Here is a 16,176-nt window from a genome sequence, read left to right on the forward strand (position 1 = left end):
AGTAAATGCAGAAACAGGCAAGAAACAGACAACTTCAGGCATATACGCATCGCGTCCCGCTGACTATTCTTACTGCGTTCCTTTTGGCGCCGCTAACGCGCTTTTGTCCTTCAGTGTCATCACTGCACGGACCCCTCGCAAAAAACACTCACGACACATCCGACTGGAGACACCATGAATATTACGCATGCCTATGCCGCACAGGACGCGAAAGCCAAACTCGCCCCGTTCGATTATAAGCCGCGCGAACTGCGCGCTCATGATGTGCAGATTGAAGTGTTGTACTGTGGCGTCTGCCACTCTGACCTGCACCAGGCGCGCAACGAATGGCGTAACACCGTATACCCGGTGGTGCCAGGCCATGAAATCGTCGGTCGCGTCACCGCCGTGGGCGCGCACACCCACAAATATCAGGTCGGTGATTTAGTCGGCGTTGGCTGTATGGTCGACTCCTGCCGCAGCTGCCCAAGCTGTCAGGAAGGACTGGAGCAGTACTGCGAAAACGGCTTTGTTGGCACCTACAACGGCCAGGATCGTGAAACCGGCGCCATCACCTACGGCGGTTACTCCACCAGCATGGTGGTGGATGAAAGCTTTGTGCTGCGCGTACCGGAAAACCTCGATCTGGCGGGCGTTGCGCCGCTGCTGTGCGCCGGTATCACCACCTATTCCCCGCTGCGCCACTGGAATGTCGGTCCCGGCAAAAAAGTCGGTATCGTTGGTCTGGGCGGCCTCGGTCATATGGGCGTGAAGATCGCGCATGCCATGGGCGCGCACGTGGTGCTGTTCACCACCTCACCGTCAAAAATTGAAGATGGCAAACGCCTCGGCGCTGACGAAGTGGTGATCTCGAAAGATGCTGACCAGATGGCGCAGCACGCCAACAGCTTCGACTTCATCCTTAACACCGTTGCCGCGCAGCACGATCTCAACCCGTTTATCGCCCTGCTGAAGCGCGATGGTAATATGACGCTGGTCGGCGCACCGGAGCACGATCACCCGGCACCGCAGGTGTTTAACCTGATCCTCAAACGTCGCAGCATTGCCGGTTCTCTGATTGGTGGTATCGCCGAAACCCAGGAGATGCTGGATTTCTGCGGCAAGCACGGTATCACTTCGGATATCGAGCTGATCGCTATGAACCAAATCAACGACGCCTACGAGCGCATGCTGAAAAGCGACGTGAAATACCGCTTCGTGATTGATATCAACACCCTGCGTGAAGAGCCTGCGGCTTAATCAGCGCGTCTCATCATCATGGCTGACGCCCGCCGCGCGCGTGGCGTCAGCCTGTTGCCACGATGCATCGACCAGATAGTAGATTTGCGAATCCTTCAGCGATCCATCCAGCCACAGCGTGCTCCAGTGCGACTTATTGAGATGTTCACTGGGAAACACATCGTGGTGCTCATCGCGTAATAACTCCGCCAGCGCAGGCGAGGTTTTCAGCGACAGCGCCGGTCGCCCTTCAACGTCGTGCACCATGGCAAACAGCACGCCCTCGCTTTTCACCTGGGTTGCGTCCCACTCATCTTTATAACTTTGTGAAGCGCCCGGCTTGCTCATGCAGTAAGTCAGTAAATCCGACGTGTTCATGTTTTTATTCCCCTTGTAAGGTGGCGATGATGCGCCGCGCGCCGCCGTGTACCCGATGCTCGCCCAGCCAGATGCCCTGCCAGGTACCGAGCAGCAGTTTGCCGCGGCTGACCGGAATCAGCAGCGATACGCCAAGCAGTGACGATTTGATGTGCGCGGGCATGTCGTCAGCGCCTTCATAGTCGTGCTGGTAAGGCGCATCCTCCGGTACGTGCCGCAAAAAATGCTGTTCCATGTCGCTGCGCACCGTCGGATCGCAATTTTCATTGAGCGTCAGCGATGCGGAGGTGTGCTGCAACAGCAGATGCAGCTGGCCGATGCGCAGGTCCGTTAAACCGTTAAGCTGGCCGACAATCTCGTCGGTGATCAGATGAAAGCCGCGCGCCTTCGCGCTCAGCGTGAGAGTTTGTTGCTGCCACATGCCACATTCCTGGGTTAAACAGTTTACTTAAGTGTGCAGCATGTCGGCGAAAGGTAAACCCTTGAGCGGGAAAAAGCGGCAGAGTGCTTGCTCTGCCGCCGCCGGATCAGTCGCTCAGCTTGTCAGCCAGCGCGCTTACCGTGCTGATATCGTCCTGCGTCACCGCCGCCAGACGCGTGCCGTACTCGCTATCGGCTTTATAGAAGAAGGAGAGCATCGCCAGCCGGCTTTGCGCATCGGCACTCTTCAGCGCGCCGCCGAGCGAAGTGATCAGATCGCCCCGCTCTTTTGCGTTAAAGGAACGATACAGCTCACCCGCCTGGCGGAAGTTCTGCGGTTTGGCGATCATCGCCTGCTGCGTGCTGCCGCTGAGCGGTGCGTGGCTGTAGCGTGCGCTTTGCAGCTCTTCACGCGGATAGATGCGGCTGGGCTGATAATTGACGCCCTTGTCATCAGCGTTGCCGCTGTCCATCAGGCCATCCTGATTGCCGTTGCTGACCGGCACGCGCGGCGCGTTCACCGGCAGGCTGAGGCCGTTCGTGCCCACGCGGTACAGCTGGGTATCGGCATACGAGAACAGACGGCCCTGCAGCAGGCGATCTTCAGACGGCTCAATGCCCGGCACCAGGTTGGACGGCGCCATCGCCACCTGCTCGGTTTGCTGGAAGAAGTTGTCGACGTTGCGATTCAGCACCATCTGCCCGACTTTCACCTCAGGCACGTTCGGCCAGATTTTGGTGGAATCGAGCGGATTGAAATCGAACTTATCCAGTTCGCTGGCTTTGAGGGTCTGAATGTAGAGATCCCATTTCGGGAACGCTTTACGGTTGATCGCCGCCACCAGATCTTCCGTCATATGGCTGTAGCTGCGTCCCTGGATCGCCGCCGATTCAGCCGGATCGAGGTTGCGCTCGCCCTGCAGCGTTTTCCAGTGAAACTTCACGTAGTGCACTTCGCCTTTACTGTTCACAAACTTGTAGGCGTGCACGCTGTTGCCGTCCATTTCCCGATAGGTCGCCGGCGTGCCCATGTTGGAGAACAGCATGGTCAGCGCGTGCGTAGCTTCCGGTACGTGGGAGAAGAAGTCGAAGGTGCGCGCATCGTTATCCAGGTTAGTGCGCGGATCCGGTTTAAACGCGTGCACCATATCCGGGAACTTGATCGCATCGCGGATAAAGAATACCGGCAGATTATTGCCGACCAGATCCCAGTTGCCCTGGCTGGTATAGAACTTGGTGGCGAAACCACGCGGATCGCGCAGCGTTTCCGGCGAGTGCTTGCTGTGCACCACGCTGGAGAAGCGGACGAACACCGGCGTCACCGTCCCCGGTTTGAACACCTCAGCGATGGTCAGATCGCTGATATCTTTGCTGGCGCGAAATTCACCGTGCGCACCGGTGCCGCGCGCGTGCACCACACGCTCCGGAATACGTTCACGGTCAAAGCGCTGCAGCTTCTGAATCAGCTGTACATCCTGTAACAGCACCGGACCATTGGCACCGGCAGTTTGTGAATTCTGGTTATCGCCGACCGGCGCGCCGTTATCACGCGTCAGCTCAACGGCCGCAGCAGGCAGTGCGAGCGCCAGCGTCATGGCAATGCAGAGGGGTTTCAGTGCGGAAGGGAAATAGCTCATGGGCGGTTCCTTATTGTGATTGGCGAGCGCGCTGACAGTGCGCCAGCGCGCGCCGGCAAAAAATAGCGCCCTGACTAACAGGAACACACAAGACCCGTCCCGATTAGCCGGGTAACGGTGTGATGCCGATGAGGAATGCGGTGGCCTGCCAGCATGGCCGGCAAAGAAAACCGTGTAAGAGTGAGCAGCGGGAAGATGCGATGCGCAGAAGCATCGCATGCGGGTGTCGGCGGCCTGTCAGGACGGCTTAGCGTGGCTGACAGGCACGGCGCATTTTACATTACGGCAGCAAAGGCTTCGGCCACCTGATTGACGTTACGGCTGTTGAGGCCGGCAACGCACATACGGCCGCTGGCGATCAGGTACACGCCGAACTCATCGCGCAGGCGATCCACCTGCTGCGCGCTCAGGCCGGTGTAGCTGAACATGCCGCGCTGCTTCAGCAGATAGTCAAAGTTTTTGCCGGGCAGTTTACTGTTCAGCACATTGACCAGCGACTGGCGCATTTCGATGATGCGCAGGCGCATCGCTTCCACTTCCGCCAGCCAGTTATTCAGCAGCGCTTCATCGTTCAGCACGCAGGAAACCACCTGTGCACCAAAGTTTGGCGGGCTGGAATAGTTGCGACGCACGGTGGCTTTCAGCTGACCCAGCACGCGTGCCGACTCTTCTGCGCTGTCGCAGACAATCGACAAACCGCCAACGCGCTCACCGTACAGCGAGAAGATTTTCGAGAAGGAGTTGCTCACCAGCGCTGGCAGGCCCGCCGCAGCGATAACGCGAATCGCGTACGCATCTTCTTCCATGCCGGCACCAAAGCCCTGATAGGCGATATCGAGGAACGGAATCAGCTCCTGCGCTTTCAGGACCTCAACGGTTTGATCCCACTGCGCGTTGGTCAGATCCGCACCGGTCGGGTTGTGGCAGCAGGGATGCAGCAGCACGATGGATTGCTTCGGCAGCGTTTTCAGTTTGGCGATGAAAGCATCAAACTTCACGCCATTGGTGGCGTCGTCATACCACGGATAGGTATTAACGTTAAAACCGGCACCGTTAAAGATCGCCACATGGTTTTCCCATGTCGGATCGCTCACCCACACGCTGGCATCCGGGAAGTAACGCTTCAGGAAATCTGCGCCGACTTTCAGTGCGCCGGAACCGCCCAGCGTCTGGATTGAGGTAATACGTCCCGCCTGCAGCATCGGGTGATCTTTACCAAACAGCAGTGGCGCGATGGCGTTACGATACGGACCCAGTCCTTCCATTGGCAGATAGAGCGAAGCCTGATGTGGCTGCGCCTGCAAACGCTCTTCCGCGGCGGCCACCGCCTGCAGCTGAGGAATGATGCCGGCTTCGTTGTAATAGAGGCCAATGCTCAGATTCACCTTGTGGTCACGCGGGTCCTGCTTGAAGGTTTCCATCAGCGACAGAATCGGATCGCCGGCATAGGCATCAACGTTTTGAAACACGGTGCAGATCTCCATGATTATTGATTAGTGTGTGGGTCGACGTCATCAAACAAAATAGCGGCCGGGACGGTGATTCATGGCGATGATGAGATTGAGCATCACCGCGCCAGCAATTGAGGCCAGCAGCATCGGCAGCGGCACCACAAAAAGCGAGGCCAGTACCACGCAGGTATCCAGCGCCATTTGCAGTTTACCGGCGCGCAGGCCAGTGCGATCCTGCAGCCAGAGCGCCAGAATGTTGAAACCACCAAGGCTGGCTTTGTGACGAAACAACACTATAAACCCAATCCCCATCACCACGTTACCGAACAATGTCGCATAAAACGGATTTAGCGCAGAAAAATGGATAAACAGCGGATGCAGATGGGTGAACAGCGATACCAGCCCAACCGCGCAGAAGGTTTTCAGGGTAAATTCCCAGCCCATGCGACGGATTGCCAGCCAGTAAAACGGCAGGTTAATCAGAAAGAAGGCGCTGCCAAACGAGAGCGGTGACAGGTAACTGATGAGAAAAGCCACGCCCGCCGTGCCGCCGGTCAGCGCGCCCGCCTGTTTCAGCATCACTACGCCAAACGACACCATCAGCGTGCCCAGCACAATGGCCAGCGCATCTTCTATACGGGAGTGCGGAATGCGGGAGGGTTGTACGACGTTATCCATGGCGCGATCTCTTTGCAAATGATGGCGTTCAAATGCAAAAAATGCACCACATCGACGGCTTCCTGGGGCTGCCGATGGGTGCCAGCGATTATCCAATTGATAACTAAGGCGCTTTATTGCAGGTTTATGTGCATCAATCTTTCAGTAAATAATCAATTCATGCACAAATCAGGTTCATGGTGCGCACTTTACGCAAATGATGCGAAGTAATTGCACCATACTGGCACATCACGCACTCTTTTGGCGCACTTTGTGCTCGGGAATCATCATCAGGCCGTTCTCTTTTAAACGGTTCAGCACTACCGAGGTTTTCACATGCGCCACGCTTTGATGGCCGGCCACCAGCTGGCTGATCAGGGCACTTAGCGCGGCTAAATCCGCCACCGCGACTTTGAGCAAATAGTCGGCGTCGCCGGTGGTTTTGAAGGCGTCAACGATTGCCGCTTCCTGCTCCACCATGCGGTGAAAACTCTCTTCGTAATCGGGCGTGTGATTTTTCAGCCGTACCTCGATCAGTCCCACCATGCCCAGACCAACCGCGTCCGGCGAGAGCCGTGCGTGATAGCCGAGAATGAGATTCGCCTGTTCAAGATTAATACGCCGGCGTGAACATTGCGACGCCGAAAGTCCGACTAAATCACTGAGTTCCTGGTTGGTAAGGCGGCCGTTAGATTGTAGTAGTGTCAGTATCTTAAGGTCGTAATCGTCTACCTGAGTCATTCTGTATCCACAGCGTTATAGGATTCGCTTTGCTACAGATAACCTGATAATTGACGAGGTTGTCCAACACTATTTTCTGATGACGTGAAATGCATGCACAAATCGTGCATGCAGACAGGCAAGCGCGGTTATTCGTCGTCGTATTGCGGCCCGGCGTAGTTATCAAAACGTGACCACTGGCCGTTGAACGTCAGCCGTACCGTGCCAATCGGCCCGTTACGCTGTTTACCGATGATGATCTCGGCAATGCCTTTCAGATCGCTGTTTTCGTGATACACCTCATCACGATAGATGAACATGATCAGGTCAGCATCCTGCTCGATCGAGCCCGATTCACGCAGATCCGAGTTAACCGGGCGCTTATCGGCGCGCTGCTCCAGCGAGCGGTTGAGCTGCGACAGTGCCACCACCGGAACGTTTAGCTCTTTCGCCAGCGCCTTCAGCGAGCGCGAGATCTCGGCGATCTCCAGCGTACGGTTGTCAGAGAGCGCCGGCACGCGCATCAGCTGCAGGTAGTCGATCATGATCATGCTCAAACCGCCGTTTTCACGGAACACGCGGCGCGCACGTGAACGCACTTCGGTCGGCGTCAGGCCGGACGAGTCATCGATGAACATGTTCTTCTTTTCTAACAGAATGCCCATGGTCGCCGAGATGCGCGCCCAGTCTTCATCTTCCAGCTGGCCGGTACGGATACGCGTCTGATCAACGCGCGACAGCGAGGCCAGCATACGCATCATCAGCTGTTCGCTGGGCATCTCCAGACTGAAAATCAGCACCGGTTTGTCTGTCAGCATGGCGGCGTTTTCGCACAGGTTCATGGCGAAAGTGGTTTTACCCATCGACGGACGCGCCGCGACAATAATCAGATCTGAGCCCTGCAGACCGGCAGTTTTCTTGTTGAGATCCTGATAGCCGGTATCGACGCCGGTGACGCCATCATGCGGCGTTGACACCAGCGCTTCAATGCGCGACACCGTGGCTTCGAGGATCTGCTCAATATTTTGCGGGCCTTCATCTTTATTCGCGCGCTGTTCAGCGATTTTAAAGACGTTCGATTCGGCGAAATCCAGCAGCTCTTCGCTGCTGCGGCCCTGCGGATCGTAACCGGCATCAGCGATCTGGTTAGCCACCGAAATCATCTCACGCACCACCGCACGTTCACGTACGATGTCGGCATAAGCTCCGAGGTTCGCCGCACTCGGCGTATTTTTTGCCAGCTCGGCCAGATAGGCGAAGCCGCCGGCCATCTCCAGCTCGCCGCGCGTTTCCAGCGACTCTGACAGCGTGATCAGGTCGATAGGCTGACCGGCTTCGAGTAAGCGCTGCATTTCGGAGAAAATCATGCGGTGCGAGCGGTTGAAGAAATCTTCCGCCACCACGCGCTCGGAGACGTTATCCCAGCGCTCGTTATCCAGCATCAACCCACCGAGCACCGACTGCTCCGCTTCAAGGGAGTGCGGCGGCATTTTCACGCCTTCGAGCTGCCGATCGCGGGGTTCGCTGGATTTGTTGGTGGGTTTATTTCCTGCCATAGTGAATGCATTACCGATCGTGAAAGGGACGCGCAAGTATACCGTCCCAGGATGAACAATCACAGGAGTCAGAATGGCAAAGCGTATTCAGTTCAACCAGCACGGCGGCCCGGAAGTGTTGCAATGGGTCGATGACGAGATAGCCGATCCTGCTGAACATGACGTTCAGGTGGAGAACAAGGCGATTGGTATTAACTATATCGATACCTACGTGCGCAGCGGCTTGTATCCGGTCTCTGCGCTGCCGTCCGGGCTGGGCACTGAAGCGGCAGGTATCGTGAAAAAAGTGGGCAGCGCGGTTTCGCGCTTCAAGCCGGGCGATCGCGTGGTGTATTGCCAGGCCGCGCTGGGTGCCTACAGCGAGCTGCACAATGTGGCAGAAGATCGGCTGGTGATTCTGCCGGACAGCATCAGCTTTGAGCAGGGAGCCGCCTCTTTTCTCAAGGGCCTGACGGTGCAGTATCTGCTGCGTCAGACGTATAAAGTTAAGGCCGATGAGATTTTCCTGTTTCATGCCGCCGCGGGCGGCGTGGGCCTGATTGCCTGCCAGTGGGCAAAAGCGCTCGGCGCGCATTTAATCGGTACCGTCGGGTCTGCGGAGAAAGCGCAGATTGCCAAAGATGCCGGTGCCTGGGCCACCATCAACTATCGCGAAGAAAATATCGCCCAGCGCGTTAGCGAGCTGACCAACGGTGAAAAAGTCGCGGTAGTGTATGATTCGGTAGGTAAAGATACCTGGGAACCGTCGCTCGACAGCCTGCGCCGTCACGGCCTGATGGTGAGCTTTGGCAATGCCTCCGGCCCGGTGACCGGCGTTGACCTCGGCATTCTCAACAAGAAAGGCTCGCTGTTTGTCACCCGTCCTTCGCTGTTTGGCTATATCACTAACCGTGACGAGCTGGAGCGCGCCAGCAGCGAGCTGTTCTCGCTGATTGCCAGCCGCGCCATTCAGCTTAACGTGCCGGAGCAGCAGAAATTTGCCCTGAGTGATGCGGTGCGCGCGCATCAGGTGCTGGAGAGCCGTGCTACTCAGGGTTCCAGTCTGTTGATTCCCTGAGGCCAGAAATGATGAAGGGCTTCCCGAAGGAAGCCCTTTTCTTTCTTTTTTATAGTTCGCGCTGGTGTAGGGACAGCGGCGATGAATTCGTCTGAATTTCTTTACCTATCCTGACAGAAAACATAAGTAAAAAATATGTTTAATTGCAGATAAGTACTAAGCAATCGGCAACTCTGTGATCGCAACCGCATTTAGCGCCAGCTTCGCTTCTCTAAGTCACTGATTTTTCTTTTCAGCCGGTTGAGTTTTACCTCACCCTGCGGCGTGGTAAACGCCCGATAAAGCCACACGGCGACCACTGCCAGCACCAGCCACGGCAACAATTTTATAACAAGCGCAAACAGGCCGCCCAGAAACATCACCACGGTGGCGACCAGCAGCGCAGCGATCACGCCCAGCAGCGATACGCCGGTCAGCAGCAGCATCATAAAAAAGCCGATAACAAATAATATTTCCACGAGCGCTCTCCTGTGTCAGTTATGCAGGAGGTCTTACAAGATACGTGCCAGGTCAGACTCTTTGTTAAGCTATTGAATTTTCAGGGCTGCACATCGAAAGGGAAAAACAGAGTTGATGAAATTGACTAACTGGTGGTGAATTAATAACTGCACGGTAAAAGTCGTGCAGTTTATTCAGCGCAGAACGCCGGTCGCACGCTGCGCGCCGGCTATGGGGCTCAGGCTTCCTGCACGATACGATCGGCCACCAGCAGCAGCGCCGCTTCCAGCACGCGCACATCGGCGCCAGGCTTGTGGGCATTTTCGCTCAGATGACGACGCCACTGGCGTGCACCAGGGATGCCCTGAAACAGGCCCAGCATGTGGCGCGTAATGTGGCCCAGATAGGTGCCCTGCGCCAGTTCAGCTTCAATGTAAGGGTACATGGAACGCACCACCGCAACCGGATCGACCGCTGGCGTATCGCGGCCAAACAGCTCGCGATCAACCTGCGCCAGAATGCCTGGATTTTGATAGGCCTCGCGCCCCATCATCACGCCGTCCAGGTGCTGCAGATGCGCTTTGGCCTCTTCAAGCGTCTTAACGCCACCGTTGATCGCGATGGTCAGCGCCGGGAAATCCTGCTTGAGCTGATACACGCGCGGATAGTCGAGCGGTGGAATTTCACGGTTCTCTTTCGGGCTGAGGCCCGACAGCCACGCTTTACGCGCATGAATAATGAACGTATCGCACCCGCCCTGCTGCGCCACGGTGCCGACAAAATCGCACAGGAAGGCGTAGCTGTCTTGGTCGTCAATACCGATGCGGGTTTTCACCGTGACCGGAATGCTGACCACGTCGCGCATCGCTTTGATGCAGTCCGCAACCAGCGCCGCTTCGCCCATCAGGCAGGCGCCAAAACGGCCGTTCTGAACCCGATCGGACGGACAGCCGACGTTCAGGTTGATCTCATCGTATCCGCGCGCTTCCGCCAGTTTTGCACAGGTTGCCAGCGCGGCAGGATCGCTTCCGCCCAGCTGCAGCGCCAGCGGATGCTCTGTCTCGCTGTAGGCCAGATAGTCGCCTTTGCCGTGGATGATGGCGCCGGTGGTCACCATTTCGGTGTACAGCAGCGTGTCGCCGCTCAGCTGACGGTGAAAATAGCGACAGTGACGGTCGGTCCAGTCCAGCATCGGGGCGATGGAGAAACGTTGCGAAGAGAATGTATCGGTCATGAAACGCAGTAAATCCGCAGTTAAGTGATGAGAAACTGCGCAATGATATCACAGCTGTGACGGGCGACACAGCCGCCCGTCACTGTCTGGTCAGAAGTTAAACCCGAGCTGCACCATGGCGCCCCAGGTATTGTCTTTGCCGACCGAACCGGCCAGGTCCAGATGCACCGCATTGTTGAACGGCGACACGCCGAGACCGGCGGTGAACACATCGGTGTCGTTCGACTTCATGTCCGCGCGATAGCCGGCACGCAGCGCCAGCCAGTCCAGCACGCGATATTCACCACCCACGCCAGCGTACTGACTGCTCTCCTGCGATTTAAAACGTTTGGTTTCCGTCAGATCAACATCGCCGGTCAGGGTAAACGGGCCGCGATTCCACGCCAGACCGGTGGTCACCAGGGGGCGAATCTGATACGTATCGCGGTAACCGTTGACCTCTTTGGTCGCGATATCACGCGACACCAGGTTCTGCCCGGTGACGCCGAAGGTCCAGTTCTCTGCGAAGTCGGTGGCGATACCCGCATCAACGTTGAAACCGGTATCGGTGCTGCGATAGCGGCTGTCGTTGATATCATTCTTGTCGTAGTTATAAACGCTGGCGGTGTAGTTATACAGCCAGGTTTTCTGCAGCTTCGGCGTGACGCCAACGGAGACCGGGTGACCGGCGATGGTGAACTCATGCGCCATTGCGACGCCGTAATCGGTGATCAGCGCAGCCAGGCCGTTGGCGCTGGAGCGCAGATTATTCTGGTCGCCCGGCAACGGAATGCGGCCATTTGCGACCTGATCCAGATAATCGATATCGCTCTGGACCACGTTAGCGCGGATGTGTGCCGTGCCGTAGGCTTTGGTGATGAAGGCGAAAGGAAGCGTCTCATTGGGAATGCTGACGGCCAGCGCCACGCCTGCGGTGCCATTCGCTTTATCACCGCGCAGATCGCGCAGCTGATTGGCCATATCACCGGCAGCCGCTTTGACCTGAGGCGCACCGTTGATGATCTCTGGCAGCGTGATGTTGTTGATCACGTCACGATAGCGGTCAACCGTATCCGTAATTTCATCAACACGATCCACTAATTTGTCTTTGTCAGTAATCTGTACACCGGCTGAAGGAAAAATGATGCTGACGTTATCTTCAGGCTGCGCTTTGGTCATCAATGCCGGGTTAGCCAGCACTGCCGAGATCCAGGTTGAGGAAGCGACACCGGTACCCCCCATGGCATCGTTACGCGCATCGTACCAGGTGCCAGCAGCAAACGCTGACGAGGTAACAAATACCGCATTAAAACCAACAACATAAGCAATTTTCTTGCGTCTGAATAATGTCTTCACCATGAGTCTGCCATCACCTTTACATTGTCGTGGACTGTCTCTACGACGGAATAGTTTATTAGCCCTATTCTGAACGCTGGCTAACGCTTTATTGCTGTGAATTGAAAGGGATTCGCGTTGCTATTCGCAGAATTGGTCACGCCCGCACCATTCTGCTGTTGTTTTATGCAGAAATATGAACGTCAGCTAAATTGATGCCAGAAATTACTTAAAACCTTTTGAACCATAGCCACTAAGTCAGTGAGTTGCAAAGCAAAAAGATGGGGTAACCATTAAGAATATGCTTAACAACAAAAAGAGCGGCTTATGAAAGGACAGGCATTGAGCGGCATGCGGCAGATAAGCGGCTGATACCAAGACATTTCCCGGGGTTTAAAAGGCAAAAAAGCAAGGGCAGCAGCGTAAAACTTTGTGTGATAAAATAACATCACCCACAGCCCGGAGAATGCCAATGCCGAACCTCACGCCCGAACAACTGCTTACGCAGGCTGAATCACTCTGTCTCGACCGTGGCGTGCGTCTCACCACGCAGCGCGCTGAAGTGCTGCGCCTGATGGCAGAGCAGAACGGTTCAATCAGCGCTTATGATCTGCTCGACCAGCTGCGCATCAGCGAGCCGCAGGCGAAACCGCCAACCATTTATCGCGCGCTGGATTTCCTGCTGGAGCAGGGATTTATTCATCGGGTGGAATCAAACAACAGTTATGTGGTGTGTCACCACTTTGACGAGCCGGCACACACATCGGTGATGCTGGTGTGCGACAACTGTGCTGCCGTCAGCGAGAAGCACGCGCACGGTGTGGAAAAGATCATTGCGGGATTGGCCGATCAGGCGGGTTTTACCTTACGTCATAGCGTTATTGAGGCGCATGGTCTGTGTGAGAACTGTGCTGAAGTCGCGGCCTGCACGCAACACGGTAGTTGTCATCACGATCATGACGCAGAGAGTAAAAAGAGGGTTCGTAAAGGGTAACTGGCACCTCCGTGTGCCAGGCTGGTCGTGACGACCAGCGGGTAGGAGCATCATCCTTAAAGCGGGAGACTTACCAGCGGTAATCTTTGTTCTGACTTTCCCAGTCTTTTAACTCGCGTTCAGCTTCATCTTTGGCGTAACCATAGCGTTCCTGGATTTTACCCACCAGCTGATCGCGTTTCCCTTCGATCACGGTCAAATCGTCGTCGGTTAACTTGCCCCATTTCTCTTTAAACTTCCCTTTAAACTGCTTCCAGTTTCCGCTCGCTTCGTCTTTGTTCATAACAATCCTCCACGTCTTCCTGAGTGAGATGGTGCATTTCTAATGTAATGCCAGAAATAACCATACAACGCGCTACTTATCTGCGCCGTTTGAGATAATTATAGTAGCCGCTTCGGATTGTGCACGGAAATACAGATTATTCTGGCCGCTGCACCGCCCTCAGGGCTGGCTAAACCAGCTGTCACGCTGCCAGTGGCGCCGCCACATCCACCACAGCGTCAGGCCGCGCAGCGCGAGGAACACCGTTATCGCCAGCCACAAACCGTGATTCCCCAGCCACGGCAGCGTTAGCAGAGTGATGCCAAAACCTGCTGCGGCCATGATCATGCTGTTACGCATTTCGCGGCCGCGCGTGGCGCCAATGAACATACCGTCCAGCAGATAACACCAGACGCCCACCAGCGGTAAAATCACCTGCCACAGCAGGAAGCGATCGGCCATCTCACGCAGTTGCTGCAGTGACGTAAGCAGCGCAACGATGTGCGGGCCGCTGAGCGCATAAATGAGCGCGAACAGGAGCGCGACGATACCCGCCTGACGGCAGGCGGCGTGCCAGATGAGCAACAGCCGGCTGCGATCCTTCGCCCCTACAGCTTCACCCGAGCAGGCTTCCACCGCATAAGCAAAGCCGTCCAGCGCATAGGCGGTGAAGGTCAGGAACATCAGCAGCACCGCATTGACCGCGACCACATCGGGTCCGATACGCGCGCCCAGCAGGGTCAGCGAGGCGAAGCAAATCTGCAGCATGAGCGAACGCAGCATGATGTCACGGTTCAGGCGGAACAAGCGCGCCGCATCACCGCGCCAGCTGCTTTTCAGCAGGTTGAAATCGATGCCGCGTAGTTTCAGCACGCGCGCCACCATCCACAATCCCACCGCCAGCGTCACGTATTCGGCCAGCGCCGTGGCTGCGGCGGCACCGGCAACGCCCCAGTGCAGTTTCAGCACCAGCAGCAGATCGAGCAGGATGTTGACCAGGTTTCCAACAATCAGCAGTACCATCGGCGCACGCGCATACTGCACGCCCAGCAGCCAGCCGAGAATCACCAGATTGGCCAGCGTAGCAGGCGCGCTGAGCCAGCGGATTTGAATGAAGATTTGCGCCTGCTGCTGAACTTCCGCGCTGCCGCCCATCAGCGTTGCCGCCAGGCTGCTGGCAGGAGAACGCAGTAGCGCCAACAGCAGACCCGCGGCCAGAGCGATCAATAGCGGCTGGGTCAGCGCGCGCGCCAGCGCCTGTTTGTCGCCAGCACCAAACGCCTGTGCCGTTAACCCGGTGGTGCTCATGCGCAAAAACAGTAGCAGCATAAAGATGAAGCTGGTCGCGGTGGTGCCCACCGCCACGCCGCCGAGGTAGATCGGGCTATCAAGATGGCCAATCACGGCGGTATCGACCACGCCGAGCAGCGGCACGGTGATATTGGAGAGAATCATTGGCAGCGCCAGTCGCCACAGCGCTTTATCAGAAGCGGAAAATAGCTGCATCAGCCCCATCCCGAGGGTTACGGTGGTCGGCCTGAGCGAGCGCCTTACGGGCCGGGAAAATGAGTGTGATTAAAGCAGACTGCGGTCAGCGCGCATGCGCCGCCGCAGCGGGGGAGATCAACCGGATTTCAGAGCCATTCGCCGTTGCGCACGATGCCTACGGCCAGCCCTTCCACGGTCAGCGACTGTTCACGGGTATCCACCACAATCGGCTGGAAGTCATTGTTTTCCGGCAGCAGCTGGACAATCGCGCCCTGCTTCTTCCAGCGTTTAACCGTGACTTCGTCATCGATACGCGCGACCACTACCTGGCCATTGCGCACTTCCTGGGTTTTATGCACCGCGAGCAGATCGCCATCCATAATCCCGATATCTTTCATTGACATCCCGCTGACGCGCAGCAGGAAATCGGCAGAGGGTTTGAACAGGTTGGCGTCCACCTGATAGTGGGCTTCGATATGTTCCTGCGCCAGCAGCGGTTCACCGGCGGCGACACGACCGATCAGCGGCAGCCCTTCGCTCGCTTCTTCTTCCATCAGCAGACGAATGCCGCGCGATGCACCAGAGACGATCTCAATCACGCCTTTGCGCGCCAGTGCTTTCAGGTGTTCTTCAGCAGCGTTAGGCGAGCGGAAGCCCAGTTGCGAAGCAATTTCAGCACGCGTTGGCGGCATGCCGGTCTGATTAATATGATCGCGAATCAGGTCATAGACCTGTTGCTGCCTGCTGGTTAACGCTTTCATCCCGCCCCCTGGTTGTTTATACAGTCGCTGTGAGTATATACAGGTATTGGCGAAATGAAAACCGAAACAGAGGGAAAAATCAGCGGCTTGATGAATCTGGAATGTTTATCGCAAATGCGGCCAAAGCAGCGCGATCCAGACAAACAGAGCCAGTAAGATAGCCAGCAGTACCGCCGCTGAACCCATGTCTTTGGCGCGGCCCGCCAGCGGATGGCGCTCCTGACCGATGCGGTCCACCACCGCCTCGATGGCACTATTAAGGATCTCAACAATGACCACCAGCACCACCGAGCCAATCAGCAGCACACGCGTAATGGCATCAACATCCAGCCAGCAGGCAATGGCAACCGCGACCAGCGCGGCGATCGCTTCCTGGCGAAAGGCGGCTTCATGCTGCCAGGCGGCGCGCAGCCCCTGCCAGGAATAACCGGCGGCTTTAATGATTCTCAGGAAACCGGTGACGTTATTTGCCATGCTGTGGAACCCTTAACTGTTTTTGACGTCAATGTCTGGGCGCGCGAGGTGGCACAGCCACAGATCTTCGCCGCACTTTCTGGTATGCTTGCCGCGCTTTGCTAACAAGAGGCTTCA

Annotated in this window: 17 protein-coding genes; 3 read left to right on the forward strand and 14 right to left on the reverse strand. The window is 56.6% G+C overall.

What is annotated here, in order from left to right:
• Positions 1-174: 174 nt before the first annotated feature.
• Positions 175-1,239, forward strand: a complete 1,065-nt coding sequence (locus MXF20_RS09170) for an NAD(P)-dependent alcohol dehydrogenase (RefSeq protein ID WP_325968938.1) — start codon at positions 175-177, stop codon at positions 1,237-1,239.
• On the opposite strand, the gene MXF20_RS09175 is transcribed toward MXF20_RS09170, so the two are convergent.
• From MXF20_RS09175 to dnaB, 7 genes are all read right to left on the reverse strand, one after another.
• Entirely contained in the window at positions 1,240-1,596 is a 357-nt protein-coding gene (locus tag MXF20_RS09175) for an MmcQ/YjbR family DNA-binding protein (RefSeq protein ID WP_262264520.1), read from the reverse strand. It lies immediately after the preceding gene.
• A gap of 4 nt (positions 1,597-1,600) precedes the next feature.
• Positions 1,601-2,017, reverse strand: a complete 417-nt coding sequence (locus MXF20_RS09180) for a secondary thiamine-phosphate synthase enzyme YjbQ (protein ID WP_325968940.1) — start codon at positions 2,015-2,017, stop codon at positions 1,601-1,603.
• A 106-nt stretch (positions 2,018-2,123) separates the two neighbouring features.
• Entirely contained in the window at positions 2,124-3,611 is a 1,488-nt protein-coding gene (locus MXF20_RS09185) for a catalase (RefSeq protein WP_418936847.1), read from the reverse strand.
• A gap of 317 nt (positions 3,612-3,928) precedes the next feature.
• Positions 3,929-5,122: an amino acid aminotransferase gene (locus tag MXF20_RS09190; RefSeq protein ID WP_325968945.1), complete on the reverse strand. Its 1,194-nt coding sequence runs from the start codon at positions 5,120-5,122 to the stop codon at positions 3,929-3,931.
• Positions 5,123-5,167: 45 nt separating this feature from the next.
• Positions 5,168-5,782: a YitT family protein gene (locus MXF20_RS09195; protein WP_275026719.1), complete on the reverse strand. Its 615-nt coding sequence runs from the start codon at positions 5,780-5,782 to the stop codon at positions 5,168-5,170.
• A gap of 228 nt (positions 5,783-6,010) precedes the next feature.
• Positions 6,011-6,502 carry an Lrp/AsnC family transcriptional regulator gene (locus MXF20_RS09200; RefSeq protein WP_058757562.1) on the reverse strand — a complete coding sequence of 164 codons (492 nt, stop codon included), beginning with the start codon at positions 6,500-6,502 and terminating at the stop codon, positions 6,011-6,013.
• Positions 6,503-6,630: 128 nt separating this feature from the next.
• Entirely contained in the window at positions 6,631-8,037 is a 1,407-nt protein-coding gene (gene dnaB / locus MXF20_RS09205; protein WP_325968946.1) for a replicative DNA helicase, read from the reverse strand.
• Positions 8,038-8,110: 73 nt separating this feature from the next.
• On the opposite strand from dnaB, the gene MXF20_RS09210 reads away from it, so the two are divergent.
• Positions 8,111-9,094, forward strand: a complete 984-nt coding sequence (locus tag MXF20_RS09210) for a quinone oxidoreductase (protein ID WP_325968947.1) — start codon at positions 8,111-8,113, stop codon at positions 9,092-9,094.
• Between the two features lie 191 nt (positions 9,095-9,285).
• Here MXF20_RS09210 and pspG read toward each other — a convergent pair whose 3' ends face one another.
• The 3 genes from pspG to traF form a co-directional block, all read right to left on the reverse strand.
• Complete coding sequence (gene pspG / locus MXF20_RS09215) at positions 9,286-9,552, reverse strand: envelope stress response protein PspG (protein ID WP_058770016.1); 267 nt, start codon at positions 9,550-9,552, stop codon at positions 9,286-9,288.
• Positions 9,553-9,770: 218 nt separating this feature from the next.
• Positions 9,771-10,766, reverse strand: coding sequence for a tRNA dihydrouridine(20/20a) synthase DusA (gene dusA / locus MXF20_RS09220; RefSeq protein WP_325968948.1), 996 nt, complete (start codon positions 10,764-10,766; stop codon positions 9,771-9,773).
• Between the two features lie 90 nt (positions 10,767-10,856).
• The gene (gene traF, locus MXF20_RS09225; RefSeq protein WP_325968952.1) at positions 10,857-12,104 is read right to left on the reverse strand and encodes a conjugal transfer protein TraF; all 1,248 of its coding nucleotides are present in this window, start codon (positions 12,102-12,104) and stop codon (positions 10,857-10,859) included.
• A gap of 448 nt (positions 12,105-12,552) precedes the next feature.
• Between traF and zur the strand changes: the two genes are divergently transcribed.
• Positions 12,553-13,074 carry a zinc uptake transcriptional repressor Zur gene (gene zur / locus MXF20_RS09230; RefSeq protein ID WP_325968954.1) on the forward strand — a complete coding sequence of 174 codons (522 nt, stop codon included), beginning with the start codon at positions 12,553-12,555 and terminating at the stop codon, positions 13,072-13,074.
• A gap of 70 nt (positions 13,075-13,144) precedes the next feature.
• Here zur and MXF20_RS09235 read toward each other — a convergent pair whose 3' ends face one another.
• The 4 genes from MXF20_RS09235 to MXF20_RS09250 form a co-directional block, all read right to left on the reverse strand.
• A complete protein-coding gene (locus MXF20_RS09235; protein WP_021507857.1) occupies positions 13,145-13,357 on the reverse strand; it encodes a CsbD family protein in 213 nt (70 codons plus the stop codon).
• Between the two features lie 159 nt (positions 13,358-13,516).
• Positions 13,517-14,842, reverse strand: a complete 1,326-nt coding sequence (gene dinF / locus MXF20_RS09240; RefSeq protein ID WP_325968959.1) for an MATE family efflux transporter DinF — start codon at positions 14,840-14,842, stop codon at positions 13,517-13,519.
• 128 nt (positions 14,843-14,970) lie between these two features.
• Positions 14,971-15,585, reverse strand: coding sequence for a transcriptional repressor LexA (gene lexA / locus MXF20_RS09245; RefSeq protein WP_031279762.1), 615 nt, complete (start codon positions 15,583-15,585; stop codon positions 14,971-14,973).
• A gap of 105 nt (positions 15,586-15,690) precedes the next feature.
• A complete protein-coding gene (locus tag MXF20_RS09250) occupies positions 15,691-16,059 on the reverse strand; it encodes a diacylglycerol kinase (protein ID WP_325968961.1) in 369 nt (122 codons plus the stop codon).
• Positions 16,060-16,176 lie beyond the last annotated feature (117 nt).

The organism is Pantoea dispersa (assembly GCF_035783935.1).
Taxonomy (GTDB): domain Bacteria; phylum Pseudomonadota; class Gammaproteobacteria; order Enterobacterales; family Enterobacteriaceae; genus Pantoea; species Pantoea dispersa_C.